The sequence below is a fragment of the Clostridium sp. AWRP genome (assembly GCF_004006395.2).
Lineage (GTDB): Bacteria > Bacillota > Clostridia > Clostridiales > Clostridiaceae > Clostridium_B.
This window is the reverse complement of the sequence record NZ_CP029758.2, coordinates 1509453-1527549: the sequence shown is the minus strand read 5'-3', so window position 1 is coordinate 1527549 and position 18097 is coordinate 1509453. Positions and strand designations below refer to the sequence as shown.

Sequence of the window (18097 nt, the reverse complement as noted above, 5' to 3'; positions counted from 1 at the left end):
GATGTTTAATTTGAAAAAAATATTGTTTACACCAGGAATAGCCTCTATTGAAGCTTTGGGTAGTATAACCAGATTAATTGCTATAGCAGACGAAATAACAAAAAAGCAGCAAGACTGCAGCATAATATTTAGAGCTGCAGGAAGAGAAGCTGACTATGCCGCAGCTTGTGGCTATAAAGTTGTACAAGGATATAAGCCACCTATGCCAAAATTATGGCAGCAAAAAAATTGTAATACTGTTAAGGAAAGTTCACACGCACATAAATTTTCTATTAACAGCTTATATGATGTAATAAAACTTAAAGGGCTTATTTCAAAAGAATACGTACAAAATACCTTTAAAGAAGAAATGGAACTGGTGCAAAATTTTATGCCAGATTTAATATTCGGAGAATTTGAAACGGTCATGCCTATAGTTGCGAAGAAAATGGACATACCATATTTTTGTACTGGCGGTACTCCAGGTAAAAAAGATTTCTGTTATTTTGGATTTTCTAATAAAACTGATGAAGTATATGCTGAAGATTATAATGAACTTCTAAAAACTTTAAATTTAAGAACTATCAAAAATATATGTGAGCTTAATCAAGACTATAATTCCAATAAAATTTTTGTTCCAAGCATACCTGAGCTTGAAGATTTAAAAGACAGCTCAAAATATATATTTCTAGGCTCAGTAACACCTAAAAATTTTATAAAATCTGATTTCAATTTTGAAAAAAAGCGTCCATTAATATATGTGTATTTAAGTGCAGGAGCAATAACTCCGGATATGTATCAAAAAATAATTTTAGATACTTTCCTAGGCTCAGAATTCGATGTTATAGTTACAGCAGGAGGAAATCCTAGATTCAAGGGTAGTACCAACTCTAATACTGAAAATGTACACTTTATGAATATGGTTCCATCAGACAAAGTTCTAAAAATGGCAGATATTGCTATTCATCATGGTGGTCAAAATACGACAGTACAATGCATTGAAAATGAAGTACCTGCAATTATTTTTCCTGGGAAACATTTTGAACGCTACTTTAATGCTGAGAAGGCTTCTGAAATAGGTTGTGCATTAAATCCTGGTATATATAATTTCAATAAAGAATTTCTTTTAGAAACATGTACAAAAATTATTAAAGATAACACCTTTAAACAAAATCTTAAAATATATTCAGATAAAATAAAAAGCTTGGGAGGTGCAGCTAAAGCTGCAGATTTTATATTAAATTATTAAATTCACATTATCAGACGGGGCTGTTTTTTTCTCCACCTCAATAACAATGCTGAATTTATAATTACAAACACAGAACCTGCATTATGCACTAAAGCCCCGACAACAGGATTTAGTATACCTGTAATAGCAAGTGTAATAGCAATAAAATTCAGTGTCATTGAAAAAGTAAGATTACACTTTATAGTAAACATCATCCGCTTTGACAGTGCTAACAAATGAGGAAGTTCCTTAACCTCATCATCTACCAATGCTATATCTGCTGCATCTACTGCAATATCGCTGCCGACTCCGCCCATTGCAATTCCAACGTTTGCCATTTTTAAAGCAGGTGCATCATTGATTCCATCCCCAATCATACATACTTCCTGTTTCTTTTTCTGATATGCAGAAATCCAGTTGAGTTTATCCTCCGGTAAGCAATTTGCATGTACCTCTTCAATATGAAGCTTATTTGCAATCGCACTTGAAGCATTCTCATGATCACCAGTTAACAAAACAGGCTGAACACCAAGAGCAGACAAAGAATCAATCATCTTTGGACTTTCCATACGAATGGTATCAGATAATAACAAAAAACCAGTAAGCACTTTATTAACAGCAATATAAATTACCGTACATCCCTGTTTTAAAAAATCTTCTGCTTTAGCAATTGCCGAAGATGCAATTAATACATTACTTTCCTTCATAAGTTCCGCATTCCCAGCAAGTATTTCTCTTTCATTCACACTTGCTTCAACGCCGCGTCCTGGAATCATATGAAAATGTTTTGTCACCAAAACTAGATCTGAAAATTGCTGCTTATAACATCTTACTATCGCTTTTCCTAATGGATGCTCCGAAAGTGATTCTGCAGCCGCTGCATATGAATATACTTCATTCGCTGAAATATCTGAAGAGATTGACTTGACTTCCAATACCTGTGGAGTACCATATGTAAGTGTTCCTGTTTTATCAAAAGCAATTTTCGATACTGATGCAAGTCTCTCTAAAGCATCACCTTCCCGGACAAGAAAACCATGTTTCGTCACATTACCGATAGCTGCCATAATTGCAGTAGGCGTTGCAAGAACCAGTGAACAAGGGCAGAACACAACCAAAATCGTAACAGCACGTATAATTTCTCCTGATATAAGCCATGTTAATGCGGCAGCTGTCAAAGCTATTACAACAATCCATGTTGCCCATCTGTCGGCAATACCGACAATTTTTGCTTTTCCTGCATCTGCAGACTGTACAAGACGAATCATACGCTGAATAGAACTATCTTCTCCAACTTTCACAGCTTTCATTTCAAAAGCACCAAATTGATTTACAGTGCCACTGGAAACGTTATCTCCTACTGTTTTATCAACTGGGAGTGACTCTCCTGTCATAACTGCCTGATTAATAGAAGTCTGACCAGATAATATAATTCCATCTACAGGAATAGTTTCACCGGGAAATACGCGAATGATATCATTTACCTTAACTTTTTCAGAAGAAATTATTTTTTCTTTTCCATCAACTAAAACTCTTGCTGTATTCGGCGTAAGATTAACAAGCTTTTCAATACCTGCCCGTGCTCTGGCAACAGTTAAATCTTCCAGCAGTGCACCAAACTGCATAATGAAAGCTACTTCACCAGCCGCAAAATCCTGCCCTATGCATACAGACGCAATAAGGGCAATTGACACAAGCACATCTGCTCTAATGTCAAAAGCTGTAACTAGTCCAATAACCGCTTGAATTATGATAGGGATTCCACAAAGAATAATTGCTATCCACGCCATATTAAAAGGCAGTGAAATCAAATTAAAAATGCTTGCAATTAGAGCAATTCCGGAAATAATCAATAATATGATATCTTTTTTTGTGCCACCCTTTTCCAATAAATATTCCAGTTTCTCTACTAATTTTTTCATAAATACCTCCCATTTGAATCGTAATATACCTATAGGGGTATATGTATATTATACCTATGGGGGTATGGGTTGTCAATAATGCAATAAAAAAACAGCCATCTCTGACTGTTCTCAAAATTGTATTCATTAAGTCATATTTGCAAAACGTTCAACTGCTTTAGTAAAATTTTCAATGGTCTTATCCGCATCGCCATGTTCAATTCCATCTCTCACACAGTGTTTTATGTGTCCTTCCAAAACTATCTGTCCACATTTGTGTAATGCAGATTTAGCCGCATTAACCTGTGAAAGAACATCCTCACATGGAACATCTTCATCTATCATCCGATCTATAGCTTGAACCTGCCCGATAATCTTTTTTAATCTTCGATGCAGGTTATCTGAATCCATACATTGCTTCATATCTACACCTCCATACCGTTAGGGGTATATGTATATTATATTCATAATACCAAACTTGTCAAGATTGGCTTTGTTTTGTCAGTGCTCATATATGATTGAATTGTGATAATGTCTTAGTATACCGCATTTGATTATGTCCCAAATAAATAAGTTTATAGTATAATAAAACCTCATGACTAAGAAGTGAGGTGGACAAAATCAGAAAGGTAGTTTTAACAATGAATGAGAATGCAAAATATAACATAATCAAGAAATTAGTAGAGAGCAATGGTAACAAGCAAAGAGCTGCTGTACAGATTAACTGTACTGTTAGGCACATTAACAGAATGATTAAAGGGTATAAAGAGCAGGGAAAAGCCTTTTTTATACATGGAAATCGTGGTAAAAAACCTGTCCATGCTTTAGATAATTCTACAAAACAGACTATTGTTGACTTATATCGAACAAAATATGAAGGCACCAATTTAACTCATTTTTCAGAACTCTTAAAAGAATTTGAAGGAATCAAAGTTTCATCAAACACTATACGTTCCATCCTTTTGCAGGAATTCATCCTGTCTCCTAAGGCAAAACGTTCTTCTAAGAAGGCTCTATACACTAAACTTAAAGATATGCAAAAATCTACAAAGTCAAAAAAGCAGGCTAGTGTTATTCAAAGTTCTATTCTTGCTATCGAAGATGCTCATCCTAGGCGTCCGAGATGTGCCTACTTTGGAGAAATGCTTCAGATGGATGCTTCTCTTCATCCTTGGTTTGGTGGAGAAAAAAGTCAGCTTCATATAGCTGTAGATGATGCCACAGGTGCTATTGTAGGTGCTTATTTCGATGTTCAAGAAACGCTAAATGGATATTACCATGTACTTGAGCAAATATTGAAAACCTATGGTATTCCTTATATGTTTTACACCGATAGGCGTACAGTTTTTGAGTATAAACAAAAGAAATCCCCTTCTATCGAAGAGGACACTTTTACCCAATTCGGTTATGCCTGCAAGCAGTTAGGAATTGAGATTAAAACCAGCAGCATTCCACAAGCCAAGGGGCGTGTGGAACGAATGTTTCAAACACTGCAATCACGACTTCCTATCGAATTGCGTTTAGCTGGTATAAGCACGATTGAGCAGGCAAATGAATTTTTAAATTCCTACATAAAAAAATTCAATGCTCGATTTGCTTTACCTGTTGATAATATCAAATCTGTATTCGAAACGCAACCTGATATTGAGAAAATCAATTTAATTCTTGGTGTACTTGCTAGTAGGAAAGTAGACAATGGGAGTTGTGTAAAATACAATAAAGGATATTATCTTCCAGTAGATGCTAATGGTCACCCAGTATATTACCATAAAGGTACCTGCGGTATAGTAATAAAGGCATTTAACAATGATCTATATTTTTGTGCAAACGAAAAAGTTTATGCACTTGAATTGCTTCCGGATCATGTTCCTTCATCAAAAAATTTTGATCTTGCGAAGACCTCAAAAACTCCAAAGAAACACTATATACCGCCGATGAGTCACCCATGGAAGCAGGCTTCATTTGAACATTATTGCAATAAGCAGGCTCATAGACAAAAAGAAAACATAGCTTAAAGAACTAAAAAGCCCTTTTACTTAAAAAACTTTAAGTTGATGGATGTGTTTGCTATACCTAAAAATAATGTTATAAGCGTAACAAAGCACCAGCTATTGCTGGTGCTAATAATTAAAACTTTTTGGGACATTTTCAAAATTAGTTGACAGATTGGCTTTGTTTTGTCAGTGCTCATACCTACTACAATTGTACCTTCTATATTATTGTTTACAAAAACCGGTATTGCAATTGTTTCTATAGGTATTCCAAACACTTCCTTTGGTACTGTAATATGTATAACTTCCTTTTTCCTTAAGCACACATCTGCATCACAATTTTTAGGTATTTCATCGCCCGATTTAAACCTGGTTGCTAAATTTTCACCATCTTGAACTAAAAGGAACTTTTTAGTATTGGAAATTGTAAATAATAATTCCGTCCCAAAATAATATTTAAAGTACGGCATCATATTATAAAAAGATTCCATTAACTTATTTTCATGTATTTCATTTATCATTTCATTTTCTCTTTTCTATTGTCAACTTTCTGACACTAATACATTCGTCATCTCTTTTTAGTAATGTTATTTTCAAAAAAGCTATTTAGTTTCCATAATATTACTTCAATATACATAAAAAAAATCAACCACTTAATTGATTTTTTATAATTCTTAACAGTATTAATGAGTACTGTTTTCTATTAAATCATTAGAAATTTATTAAATCTTTTTTCACTGAACGAGACATAATAACTGCTGTTATTGCTGCAAGAACATCAGCTATTGATTGTGCAAAAATCACACCATTTAATCCTAAAAATATAGGTAAAATCAAAATAACTGGAAAATAATATATTCCTTGGCGTGCTATAGTTAAAATTGCACCTTTAGCTCCTTTACCAATTGCCAAAAATAAAATTGCATAAACCATAGTGAAGCCAAATACAGAAAAAGTAATTCCATTAATACGTAATATATCTACTGTAATATTTATAACATTAATATCTTTTGTTGGGAATAACGCCATGATACCCCTTGGAAATATAACAAGAATTAGTGTAAAACATATACAAAAAATTTCACTCCATTTAATTGCTGTTTTAATTCCCTCATTTAATCGATTATACTTTTTGGCTCCAAAGCAATATCCAGCAAATGGCTGAAATCCTTTAGTGAATCCAAATATTACATAAGAACCAAGAGCTATTATACGAGTTGCATTACTAAATGCGGCAAGTGCAGCCCTACCATATTTTGCTACAATTATATTGGCAACTCCCATGCTTATACTAGTTAGCAATTGAAACACCATAACTGGTATACCAACCTTAAAAATTTCTGCAGTCATCTTCTTATCTGGATGTACATACTTAATAGAAAATGAAAACAAACTTTTTTTGCTTAATATAATTATAATATATATAATTGTAGTTGCTGCTTGAGCAAGAGCAGTTGCAACTGCTGCACCTCTAATTCCCATATGTGCTCCGTAAATCATTATTGGACAAAGGATAATATTTAATATTCCGCTAAGCATCATAGCAAACATTGTAATTCCTGATGCGCCTTCACCTATCATTATGTTATTAAGTATTATATTAAAAATAGAAAAGACAGATGTTGCTATATAAATTACAGAATATTGTTTTGTATACATGAAAACTGATAGATCTATTGCTCCAAGTCCGCGCAAAATAGGATTTATAAAAATTAACATTATAATTATTATTAATATTCCTAATACCATTCCTAAATATAATGTTGTAGATGCTGTTTCATTAGCACGTTTTCTGTTACTATTACCCAGAAGTCTTGAAATGTATACACCAGCACCATTTCCTATCATCATTCCAATTCCTGATATAATTTGACTTATAGGGAACGCAATTCCTATTGCTCCTGTTTGTGCTGTTCCAAGTCCATTAGCAAAATATGCATCTGTGAAATTATACAGTGCCGTTATTATCATTCCAATAACAGTTGGTATTCCAAGTTTTAATAATGCTTCTGGAACTGGTGCTTCTCCCATAACTTTAAGTCTTTTTTCTTTACTATTTATTTTCTTTTCACTCACTTCCATAGAATAATCTCCTTTCATATCTGTACTTATTAAATATCACAAATCAACAAATATATTTTTCTTGAATTCAATTTGCTAATCTGATATATTTTAATTAGCTTAAACATTTAGCTTGCTCTGTAGCTTACTTTATAACACAAATGAATAATAGGCAATATGTTTTTATATCATTTGTTGAATCGTGATATAGAAATGTTGAATATGTATATGCGAGGTGTAATTCTATGAAAAAAGCAACAAAAAAACTGGTAGAGCCTTGTCTTACTCAATTAGGTTTCAATCAGTGTTTTTATAAAGATTCATTCAACTTAAGTGGAAGGTGCTATGAAATATCAAAAGAATTGGGTAAAGGCTATTATTGGTACTATGAGCGTGAAGAGATGTTCTCAATAGGTATTATGGACATTCGATTATATAAAGATACTCTCTTAGAATATACTCAACCGGATTATATCTCTGTAACTTACTTTGATACTGTATCTGCCGAAGAACTAAATCCATATAAGAGACTAACTGCAAACTGTATTAGAGGATACATCTCTGAAGGAAATTATTATCGTGTACGTTATCATAAAAGCGTTCCAATTCATGGTGTTGAATTAATGCTTATGCCTAAATATTACAGTGAGTATTTGAAAAAAAGATTTCCAGATGAATCATTCGATTCAAAAACAGCATTTTTAGGTATAGATGGAATTTCAGAATTTCCAGAATTGGTACTACTCATGCGACAAATTGAGTCATTTAGAGGAACAGGTGCATCTGCAGATTTGTTTTATGAGAGCAAGATTAAAGAAGCAGTATCTTTGATCATAGAAAAAACGAAAAAGTGCACAAGATTTGTTTCTACCGGGGATTTGTCAAAAAAAGATCTTGAAAATTTAGATGCAGTAAAATCTTATATAGCTGATCATTTTGCCTTTAATATTCATACAGAACAACTTATTAAAATAGCCTGTATGAGTCAAACAAAGCTTCGCTATACTTTTAAAAAAACATTTGGATATACCATTACAGAGTATATTCAAAACAAAAGAATGGCTTATGCAGAATATTTGATTCTCGAAACAGACTTTTCAATCGGTCAAATAGCAAAAGCAGTTGGATACAGCCATGCTGGAAGATTTGCAAGTTTATTCAAAAAAAATACCGGATTGCTGCCAGAAGAATATAGAAATTTACTAAAAAACATAAAGTTTGATTAATAAGCCCGGCTGCAACTATACTCTTCCATATTATTAAAAAACTAGATGTGAGCCAATTTCTACAATTCCACCAACTAACAAAGAAATCCCAACTGCAAATCCTGTTCCTTTTAAAAAACCAATCCAATGCTTTTTTGGATTTTCATATGCCTTAACCATATCTTCTGTTCCAGGGTAACGCACCTTTTTAGAGTGACAGAAATAAATTGTATCTAAAATTAATGCATCATAAAAATTTATAACCATAAAAAGTGCAAATGCATATAATGTTCCCATAACAAAGTCACGTGCTCCAGAAAACCATACAATTATTGATGAAATAATAAGAAATATTATTACAGCTGGTATCTTCTTTTTTCGATAATTATTTTCTTTTAAGGGAATTTTTCCTTTATATTGTGGCAGTGTGCGCATGCGTGCTTGTACCTCATCTGGATAATCATAAAACCAGTCCAATGGTTTCTTAAAAAGATAAGTCAAATTAAATATCGTAAATACAGCACAAAATACAATGCATTCAATGATAAAAATAGTAATCATATTGATTTCCTCCTAGTGTAAATTTATAAGTAACTATTTAATTATTGAGATTATAACAAAATAATGTTAAAATATATTTGTTATACTTAATGATAATAAATATCATTATCATTGTCAATGGATCGACAGTTACATATGAAATTTTTATCAAAAATAATTATGTAAGGAAGGAATATTCGATGAAAATATTAGTTTATGGTGCTGGTGTATTGGGCAGCTATTTAGCTTATGAATTGGTCAAAGGTGGTCATAATGTAACTATTCTGGCACGAGGAAAAAGATATAATGAACTTAAAGAAAAAGGACTTGTTATTAAGCATTACCTTCAATTAAAAACTACCATAACTAAATTAAATGTAGTGGATAAGTTTAATCAAGACGATTATTATGATACTGTTTTTGTAGTTATGCAAAGAACTCAGATTGACAGCATGCTTCCTAATATTTACTGTAATAAAAAATGCAAGTTATATGTTTTCGTTAGTAATAATCCATCAGCAGATGCGACCTATAAAAAAATACAGGAAAATTCCATAATTAAGCCTAAAATGTTGTTCGCTTTTCAAAAAACAGGTGGAAGAAGAGAATTAGGAAAAGTCATAAGCATACATATTGGTAAAACATCTTTTTCTATTGGCGATATCAGTGGAGATATCTCCTACAAAACCTTCATCAATAAAATTTTTGTTAATACCTCTTTTAAGCTTTATCACAGTCCTAACATAGATGCTTGGTTAAAATTTCATATTGCTCTAGTAGTGCCTATTGCCTATCTAACTTACTTTGCAGATGGTGATTTGAAAAAAATTGCTAGAAATAAAAAAATGCTCAACCTAACTATTGATGCTATTTCCGAAGGATGTAAAGTAGTTAAAACCTGCGGCTATGAAATAGAGCCAAAAGATTTAAAAGACTATCTAAATAGAAAACGAAGATTGTTATATTGGATATTTAAAATCATGGCTGCTACACCTCTTGGAAAACTTGCCGCAAGCGACCATGCTATGTCTGCAGTAGACGAAATGAAATATTTAAGTAATGAATTTGATAAACTTAAGAAAAGCTCTGGAATTTTAACACCTAATTGGGACAAATTAGAGAAATACATCTAACTTATCCTCAACTAATTATGCCTCAAATATTGAAATTAGTGGGACAGCTTTGACATGAATTTTAATTTTGGGGAAACTCTAAATATTGCTCATATTGACAATTCTAAATTCAATGTTATGCTATAGTTAGTTATAGCTAACTATAGTGATATATAATAAAATCTTTAATAGCAATTGGAGGAATACTGATAATGACAAAACAAAAATCAATTTGTCCGGTGTCAACGAAACTATGTTAGTACCTGTCTATGCAAGGGCATTAGAAAGCCAAAAGAAGAAACCTGCTTTTTATGATGAGACTGCGATTAATATTGTTAATTCTCTTGATTATGATTTTAAAAAACATGGTAAAAGTAAATTGAACATGTGGGGATGTTCTGCAAGAACCATCATTTTTGACAGAGAAGTTTCATCCTATATTAAAAAACATCCTAATTGCAGTGTTATTAATATGGCTTGTGGTCTTGATGCCAGATTTAATCGAGTATATAATGGTAAAATACAATGGTATAACATTGATTTTGAAAATGTAATGAATATCAGGAAAACCATATTTTCCAAAAATAATAGGGTTACCAATATATCTGGTTCTGTACTTGAAAATTCTTGGATTGAAAAAGTTAAAAACAAAGATAATGTATTAGTCGTTGCAGAGGATCTCTTAATGTATTTGGAAGAAAATGAGGTTAAAAAACTATTTGAAACAGTTTCTGCATCTTTTAAACACTGTACTCTCCTGTGTGAGATAATGTCAAAATGGATGGTTAAAAACCAGAAAATTCACGATACAATAAAAAAAACCACCGCAGTATTTCGATGGGGGGTTGATAATACAGATGATTTCATCAAGCTTTGTCCTATGTATAAAATGTTAGGAGATTTTAACCTTACTGATACAATGAAAAAATTTTCACCTATCTTTTTATCACTTATCGCACCAAAATTACGTCCAAAAAACAATAGGATTGGTTATTTTGAAAAAATTTCTTAAATATACAATTTTCAATTCCACTTATAAGAAATATTTTATTTATCACCTGAGAGTAATTCACTCTCAGGTACCTGTTTTTATGCACTTATTAATTTGTTTTTAAATATCTCTATATAATTTTTCAAATACTTCATAACTTTATCATAATTATTTTTCCAATAGCAACAACACAATAATTGGATTTCTTATATCACCAAATTAATAAATTATTATTTTTAATATTTATCATAGCTTAAAAATGGCATGTCAAAAACATTCCTTTAGAATATCTTTGACATGCCTACAATTAATTATTATATTATTCACTTCATAAGCTTTACCCTGAGTTTCAAATTTATACATCCAATATAAGTTGAGCAGGATTGCATCCTTTAAGAATAAGTCCAATCATCTTATTCTTTATTAAATCATATCTATTAAAAATCACTTTAGCATTTTCCACATCATGATAAACCTTCCAATAGCCTATCATTTTACATTTTACACTAGGGTAATCTACAAATGTTATTACATCTTCTATAGGGTACCCTAGAAATACTCCTATCTCGTGTGGACATATTTTCTGAAACCTTTTACTTAAATGGCATAAACATTGGTTAAGATCCATTTCATTTGTATATCCAAACCTATTTAGAAAATCTATATTTTTTTCACATTTTATACTTGTCTCCAACATTTTATCGTTATAGAATAATACCGTTACATTTTTTTTATTCCTGCGCAATTCAAAAAAACTAATCTTTAAGTTTTCTTTTATTCTATCCTCATATCTTTCCCATATTAAATTTAACTTTCTTCCATTATCACTAAATATAATGAGGGAGGCTATTTTTTGTTTTTTTAAAGTTGGAGCGCAGTGGCATATTATCACATATAATAGGTATTCAAAGTCATTATACTCATTAATAATATTAAAAAATTTGCTTACTTGTTCTCTACTCATAAACAACCTCCCCTATATTTAAAAATTTTTATTTCTCAGCTAATGTCTTGCCTAATTTTTTACATTTTTCTAGTCCATCATCATCTGGTTCTTCATTTATTATAAGACTTTCTTCTACGAGATTTGCTCCGTACTTCTTCATCTGGTCCTCCCAGTTAGTCATCCAATCTCCACTACCCCATCCATATGAACCAAATAAAGCAATATTTTTATCTTTAATATCCCCTAAAATGGATTCTACAAATGGTTCCATTTCGTTTTCTTCAAGCTGTTCATCACCCATTGCTGGGCATCCAAAAGCAACAACATCTGCACCTGACACGTCTTCTAAACTTGCTTCGCTCACACTCGCAAGTTTAACATCTGTATTTTCACTTTTGGCTCCTTCTTGTATTGCTTTTGCCATAGCCTCAGTATTTCCTGTACCACTCCAATAAATAATTGATATTTTTTTCATAACTTAATCCTCCTTGTAATTGATTTTATTTTTAATATGTGGCAAAGCCCGTTTAAAAACACTAACTTTATCCTCTACAACCATCAACACACTCATACGCATATTTTATTTGTTGACTATCATTCTCAATAGAGGAGTGACTTTTATTCCTACACTACTGCTTTCCCCTTCTCCGTAAGTTTCCATAAATCTATGCTTATATTGTCTTTGCCACTGCAGCAACTTTTTTTCTTCTTTGAATCACAGCACCCACAATCACAACCTGATGAAGCATTCATATTATCTCGCTTTATATATCCAAGTCTTTCAAGCTGGGATATCATTTGTTCTACCATGCTTTCATCTATTCCAAGTTCCCTGGCCATACCTTTATTCGAATACAATCCTCCTTTTGAGAGTCTCTTCAAAATTTTCATAATCACAAAAATCATCCTTTCGTATTTTTTATGATATTGATATTCATTCTCACTGAAAGCGTAATTTAAACAAATCCCATCAATCTTCCTACCTGATATACTATTACTGCACATATCCATCCAATTGCACAAGTATACCCTACTGCTGCCCATGCCCATTTACTTGAATTTGTTTCACTTTTTACTGCCCCTATAGTTGCAACACATGGTACATATAAAAGGCACATTACCATAAATGACATTGCTGTAAGTGGTGTGAAAGTATTTTGTATTGCATGGAAAAGATGTACTCCTTCCTCTACTCCATAAATTGTTCCAAAAGTACCAACAACAGCTTCTTTAGCTGCAAATCCTGTAATAAGTGCAACTCCTGCCTGCCATGTTCCAAAACCTGCCGGTTTAAATATAGGAGCTATTAGTGAACCTAATCTTGCTAATATAGTTTCATCTTGTGCTGCACCTGCTGGTAAATTAGTAAGAATCCAAACAACTATACATACAACTAAAATAACAGTTCCTGCTTTCTTTAAAAAGTGACTTGATTTTTCCCACATATGAATTAAAATTCCTTTAAGAGTTGGTATACGATATGGAGGTAATTCCATAACAAAATATGAATTTTCACCTTTAAATACTTTTGAGCTAAAGAATTTTCCCATTAATATTGCAACTGCAATACCTAGAGCATATAGTATAAATACAATAAGTCCGCCTTCACTAAATATACCTACTGTTTTGTTTGCAAAGAATGCTCCAATAAATAATCCATAAATTTCAAGTCTTGCTGGACATGAAATAAAAGGACTTATTAAAATAGCTATCATTCTGTCCTTCTTGTTTTCAAGAGTTCTTGCCGACATTATTCCTGCAACATTACACCCCGATCCAATTATAAGTGATACTGCTGTTTTACCATGGAGCCCAACTGCATGCATGAGCCTGTCCATTACATAAGCAGCTCTTGCCATATATCCGCTGTCTTCCAGAAGGGATATCAAGAAAAACATTATCAAAATCATAGGCAAAAATCCAAGTACTGAACCAACACCGCCAAAAATACCATCTCTAACAAAATCGCCCAAAAGTTCAGGTGCCCCTATATGTTGAAGTCCAAAATCCACACTAGCTCCAAGCTTACCTATCCAGTCATTTACTAAATCCGCAAGTGGGCCATTGCCAAGTCCTATTGAAATCTGATAAACACCAAACATTATAAGTGCAAATATAGGTATTCCAAGCCATTTATTAGTAATTACTTTATCTATTTTATCCGAAACAGTTTCTTTAACAACTGTATTTTTCTTTACACTATCTTTAACAACACTGCTTATCTTTTCATACCTTTTGTCAATTATAAAAGCATCCGGCTCATAGCCAATAGACTTAGTAATTTTTTCTATACTATTTTGAACCTGTTTCTTTACTGCATTTGTTTTTACTTTCTCACCCACATATTTATTTATATATTCATCATTTTCTATAAGCTTTAATGCTGTCCAGGAAGATGGATATTCAAGAGCTGCAGCTGCTTCTGAAAAAGCAAGTTCTATTTTTCCTGTTTCTCTTTCTACTTCAGCACCATAATCAATTTTATATAAATTATGCTCTTTTAAATCTCCAAGCTTAACAGCTTCACTTATTAATTGGTTTATTCCCTGACCTTTAGTTGCTACTGTTGGAACTGCTGGTATCCCGATAGCGCTAGATAATTTTTTAGCATCGATTCGTATATCTTTATTTTTAGCTTCATCCATCATATTAAGTGCTAAAACTACTTTAGCTCCAGTTTCAAGAATCTGCATCGTAAGATATAAATTTCTTTCAAGATTACAGGAATCTACTACATTAATAACCACATCAGGTTTTTCTTTAAGTATAAAATCACGAGCTACAACTTCATCCTCTGAATATGCCCCTAAACTATACGTTCCTGGCAAATCAACTACTGTTATATCTCTGCCTTGAAATTTTAATTTTCCCTCCTTTTTTTCAACTGTAACACCAGGCCAGTTCCCTACATGCTGTCTTGAACCTGTAAGTTCATTAAACAAACTAGTTTTACCACAGTTAGGATTGCCTGCTAAAGCAATAACCAAATTTTTATTCATCATCAAGCCTCCAATATATTAACTTTAAACTTCTCTAACCATAACTTTTTGTGCCATTGAACGTCCAAGTACAAGCCTGGTTTCACCAAGTTTTACTACCAAATGGCCTATGTCATTATTCATTATTTTAATTATAGTTCCCTTACTAAGCCCCATTTCCATAAGCTTTCTGCACATAATTTCACTTCCAACTACATCTTTTATTTCGGCGCTTCTCCCCATTGAGACAGCATTTAACGGCATATTGCTTTCAATCATACGAATCACCTCCCAAAAAATTTTTTATACTAGCTCTACTAAAATATCTTTTGCTTCATTTTTTCTTAAACTTAAACTGTATCCTCTAAGTTGAAGTTCTATTGGATCACCCATAGGAGCTTTTCCTGCCAGAAAAATTTCAGTTCCTCTTACAATTCCCATATCCATAATTTTTCTCCTAACTTTACTTTCAGGCAATATTTGAACTACCTTAACCCTTGATTTAATTTTAACTTCATCAAGTCTCATACTATGTGCCATAATATCACTCTCCTAAAAACAGTAAACTTTTTATAATTGATATTGATAATCATAATCAACTATATTATATATTAATACTTACTTCTAAATATGTCAATAGCAGATTTGCTTATACATTCTGTTTAAAATTTATAAAAGTTCATAAAAATAAAGATGGCAGCTATCACATAGTACCATCTTTTATAATTAATTCATTTTTTCTATATAGTGACAATTAACATTAATATGATTTAAAAATAACAACAATCTTTCATAAAGCGGATTAACTTTATCACCATACTTTGCTTCTAAATTTTCTCCAATAGCTTTTACAGTTTTCTTTCCATCTATCTGTAAAAACACATAACTTGAATATTCATCTAGAGTAATTTTTTTGTATTCTGGAATTCTAAATTTAATTTTTCTAAAAAACTTCTGAATCTTATGATCTTGCTTCTCAAGTATAGTCACAATGCTGTCTTCATCTACCTCATATTCTAAATTATCAGAGATTTTAAATATTATATTTAAGACCTCTTCGTTGTTATTGGGCATTTTTTCCCTTACTCTTCATTATAGGTATTATGGATGCTATTATTAGAACTGCTAATACTACATATCCCATGCCATTAGAAGCAGCAAATCCACTTGGTTCACCTACTTTTATAACTTTTAATACATTTATAAGTATTATACCTACAAGTCCTATTATGGAACCACCAGCAACAAGTCCAGATGATAAACTTACACCATTAGAAACTCTAGCCTCTTTTTGCTTTTCAGTTTTAGAAGTCTTTTCTACAAATAGACGAACAAATGCACCTATTAATATTATGGCATTTGTAGATATTGGCAAATAGAATCCTATGGCAATTGTCATTACAGGAAGTTTTAATAAGAATAAAGTAAGTCCCATAACAATACCAACAATTATCATAACCCAAGGTAAACTACCTGACATTATACCACCAGTTAATGTTGACATTAGATTAGCCTGAGGCAATGCAAATGGTACGTTATCACCAGTCATAGCAAGCTGGCTTGAAAGTAATAGTATAACACCAGTAACTACTGCAGCACCAACTATACCAGCTATAGCAAAGTATTTTTGCATTTCATTTTTGTCACCGCCAACTATAAAAGTAACTTTTTGTGATTGACAGTAACCACCAGCTGCAGATATAGCAGTAACTATAAATGTACCAAACAAAAGTAAAGACCTGTTATTTACAGAACTTTTCCATCCCATTGTAACAAATAATAATGTTACAATAACTATAGAAGCTATAGTCATACCAGATACGGGAAGATTCGAAGTTCCTATAGTACCAGTTAAACGACCAGCAACTATAACAAATAATAATGATAATACTAGTGATAAAATAGAAGCAGTTATTGCCATTAGTATATTACCACCAGATATCATGAAACCACCTATAAATCCTATTACTATACCACCAAATAATATTAGATTTTCAGCAGATGAACTGCTAGAACCCTTTGAAGACTTAGCACCAAGAGTTTCTTTTATAGAAGATACTATAGTTGGTATAAGTTTTATAGCTCCTATAAAGCCTCCAGAAAGCATCATACCTGCTCCGATATATTTTACATAACTGCCTGTTATATCCTTAACTTGCATGGCACTTAAAGCAACATGTGAATTATTCCATACAGTTGCACCGCCTTTACCAAGAGAAACAAAATAACCTATTAAAGGTGTAACAGCAAAGTTAGATAATATAGAACCAGCAAACATAGTTAAGGAAACATCTATGCCAACTATAAATCCTATACCTAATAATAGAGGGTTAGCTTCGACTTCAAATTTCCACTTGTAAAAGGACTCGTTTACATAGCTTATAACACTGTTAGCTACATTTAAAAATGAACTAGTAAAAACAGTTATAATACCGCCTATTCCAAAGCCTATTCCCATGTACTTCACTGATTCTTTGGCACCTTCTGAAGCAACAAGTGTCTCAGATATAGCCATTGACTCAGGGTACATTAATTTGCCATGTTCTTCAATTATTAAATAATTGTAAACAAGCGAAGCTATTCCTATCCCGAATAAAACACCTCCTACACCAACAACAAAACCTTCCCAAAAAGAAAATTTTGAACCTATTAAGATTATTGCTGGCAAAACAAATATCATACCACTAGCGATAGATTCTCCACCACTTGACATACCTTGAACCAAATTTTTGCCAAGGATACCTTTCTGTTTAGCAAATATAGCTATAAATACAGAACCTATTATAGAACCAGGTATACCAGCAGCAACTGTAAGTCCTGATTTCATACCTGAATAGGCAGTAGATGCTGCAAATAGTACTGCTAGAATAATACCAATTGCTAATACAGCAACATTTCCACCAGATTTAGAGCCACTGGAAATGTAAGGGACATAGTCTTTACCAGCTACGCCGCCATATGCATCTTTAGATAACTTTTTATTCATTATATGTACCTCCCTTTATATTTTACAATCATAATTATAGCATAATTGATGCTAAAAATGCACTTTTAAATTTTTATAAATGAAAAGATTTGTTTGTTAAATAAATTAGAATGGTTTCTAACTTGCAATACTGCTACTATTTGTGAGCAACAATAACAAATTATTCTAACTTTAGGCTT

General features: G+C 32.2%; 18 protein-coding genes. 5 read left to right on the top strand and 13 right to left on the bottom strand.

Annotation, left to right across the window (positions count from 1 at the left end; genetic code table 11):
* Positions 1-10: 10 nt before the first annotated feature.
* Complete coding sequence (locus DMR38_RS07140; RefSeq protein ID WP_127720641.1) at positions 11-1228, top strand: nucleotide disphospho-sugar-binding domain-containing protein; 1218 nt, start codon at positions 11-13, stop codon at positions 1226-1228.
* Positions 1229-1230: 2 nt separating this feature from the next.
* Here the strand turns inward: DMR38_RS07140 and DMR38_RS07135 are convergent, their stop codons facing one another.
* Together DMR38_RS07135 and DMR38_RS07130 are read right to left on the bottom strand one after the other, a co-directional pair.
* Positions 1231-3129 (bottom strand): cation-translocating P-type ATPase, encoded by a 1899-nt coding sequence (locus DMR38_RS07135; RefSeq protein ID WP_127720640.1) that lies wholly within the window; start codon positions 3127-3129, stop codon positions 1231-1233.
* Positions 3130-3255: 126 nt separating this feature from the next.
* A complete protein-coding gene (locus tag DMR38_RS07130) occupies positions 3256-3531 on the bottom strand; it encodes a metal-sensing transcriptional repressor (RefSeq protein WP_127720639.1) in 276 nt (91 codons plus the stop codon).
* Positions 3532-3749: 218 nt separating this feature from the next.
* On the opposite strand from DMR38_RS07130, the gene DMR38_RS07125 reads away from it, so the two are divergent.
* Entirely contained in the window at positions 3750-5123 is a 1374-nt protein-coding gene (locus DMR38_RS07125) for an ISNCY family transposase (RefSeq protein WP_127720638.1), read from the top strand.
* Between the two features lie 17 nt (positions 5124-5140).
* Here DMR38_RS07125 and DMR38_RS07120 read toward each other — a convergent pair whose 3' ends face one another.
* Together DMR38_RS07120 and DMR38_RS07115 are read right to left on the bottom strand one after the other, a co-directional pair.
* A complete protein-coding gene (locus DMR38_RS07120) occupies positions 5141-5620 on the bottom strand; it encodes a hypothetical protein (protein WP_175412938.1) in 480 nt (159 codons plus the stop codon).
* A 190-nt stretch (positions 5621-5810) separates the two neighbouring features.
* Positions 5811-7181: an MATE family efflux transporter gene (locus DMR38_RS07115; RefSeq protein ID WP_127720637.1), complete on the bottom strand. Its 1371-nt coding sequence runs from the start codon at positions 7179-7181 to the stop codon at positions 5811-5813.
* 224 nt (positions 7182-7405) lie between these two features.
* Between DMR38_RS07115 and DMR38_RS07110 the strand changes: the two genes are divergently transcribed.
* Positions 7406-8386 carry an AraC family transcriptional regulator gene (locus DMR38_RS07110; protein ID WP_127720636.1) on the top strand — a complete coding sequence of 327 codons (981 nt, stop codon included), beginning with the start codon at positions 7406-7408 and terminating at the stop codon, positions 8384-8386.
* 33 nt (positions 8387-8419) lie between these two features.
* On the opposite strand, the gene DMR38_RS07105 is transcribed toward DMR38_RS07110, so the two are convergent.
* Positions 8420-8926: a hypothetical protein gene (locus DMR38_RS07105; RefSeq protein ID WP_127720635.1), complete on the bottom strand. Its 507-nt coding sequence runs from the start codon at positions 8924-8926 to the stop codon at positions 8420-8422.
* Between the two features lie 179 nt (positions 8927-9105).
* Between DMR38_RS07105 and DMR38_RS07100 the strand changes: the two genes are divergently transcribed.
* On the top strand, positions 9106-10038 hold the full coding sequence (locus tag DMR38_RS07100) for a 2-dehydropantoate 2-reductase N-terminal domain-containing protein (protein ID WP_127720634.1): 933 nt from the start codon (positions 9106-9108) through the stop codon (positions 10036-10038).
* 232 nt (positions 10039-10270) lie between these two features.
* Positions 10271-11029: a class I SAM-dependent methyltransferase gene (locus DMR38_RS07095; protein WP_127720633.1), complete on the top strand. Its 759-nt coding sequence runs from the start codon at positions 10271-10273 to the stop codon at positions 11027-11029.
* Between the two features lie 334 nt (positions 11030-11363).
* Here DMR38_RS07095 and DMR38_RS07090 read toward each other — a convergent pair whose 3' ends face one another.
* The 8 genes from DMR38_RS07090 to DMR38_RS07055 all read right to left on the bottom strand — a co-directional run bounded on the left by DMR38_RS07090 (position 11364) and on the right by DMR38_RS07055 (position 17918).
* The gene (locus tag DMR38_RS07090) at positions 11364-11972 is read right to left on the bottom strand and encodes a DUF3793 family protein (RefSeq protein ID WP_127720632.1); all 609 of its coding nucleotides are present in this window, start codon (positions 11970-11972) and stop codon (positions 11364-11366) included.
* A gap of 28 nt (positions 11973-12000) precedes the next feature.
* The gene (locus DMR38_RS07085) at positions 12001-12429 is read right to left on the bottom strand and encodes a flavodoxin (RefSeq protein ID WP_127720631.1); all 429 of its coding nucleotides are present in this window, start codon (positions 12427-12429) and stop codon (positions 12001-12003) included.
* A gap of 149 nt (positions 12430-12578) precedes the next feature.
* Positions 12579-12845, bottom strand: coding sequence for a FeoC-like transcriptional regulator (locus DMR38_RS07080; protein WP_243124474.1), 267 nt, complete (start codon positions 12843-12845; stop codon positions 12579-12581).
* A gap of 65 nt (positions 12846-12910) precedes the next feature.
* Positions 12911-14956, bottom strand: a complete 2046-nt coding sequence (gene feoB / locus DMR38_RS07075; protein WP_127720629.1) for a ferrous iron transport protein B — start codon at positions 14954-14956, stop codon at positions 12911-12913.
* Positions 14957-14977: 21 nt separating this feature from the next.
* Complete coding sequence (locus DMR38_RS07070; RefSeq protein ID WP_127720628.1) at positions 14978-15211, bottom strand: FeoA domain-containing protein; 234 nt, start codon at positions 15209-15211, stop codon at positions 14978-14980.
* 24 nt (positions 15212-15235) lie between these two features.
* Positions 15236-15472 carry a ferrous iron transport protein A gene (locus DMR38_RS07065; RefSeq protein WP_127720627.1) on the bottom strand — a complete coding sequence of 79 codons (237 nt, stop codon included), beginning with the start codon at positions 15470-15472 and terminating at the stop codon, positions 15236-15238.
* A gap of 186 nt (positions 15473-15658) precedes the next feature.
* A complete protein-coding gene (locus DMR38_RS07060; protein WP_127720626.1) occupies positions 15659-16006 on the bottom strand; it encodes a PqqD family protein in 348 nt (115 codons plus the stop codon).
* Entirely contained in the window at positions 15996-17918 is a 1923-nt protein-coding gene (locus DMR38_RS07055; RefSeq protein ID WP_127720625.1) for an oligopeptide transporter, OPT family, read from the bottom strand. Before DMR38_RS07055 ends, DMR38_RS07060 begins: the two co-directional genes overlap by 11 nt.
* Between the last annotated feature and the right edge of the window lie 179 nt (positions 17919-18097).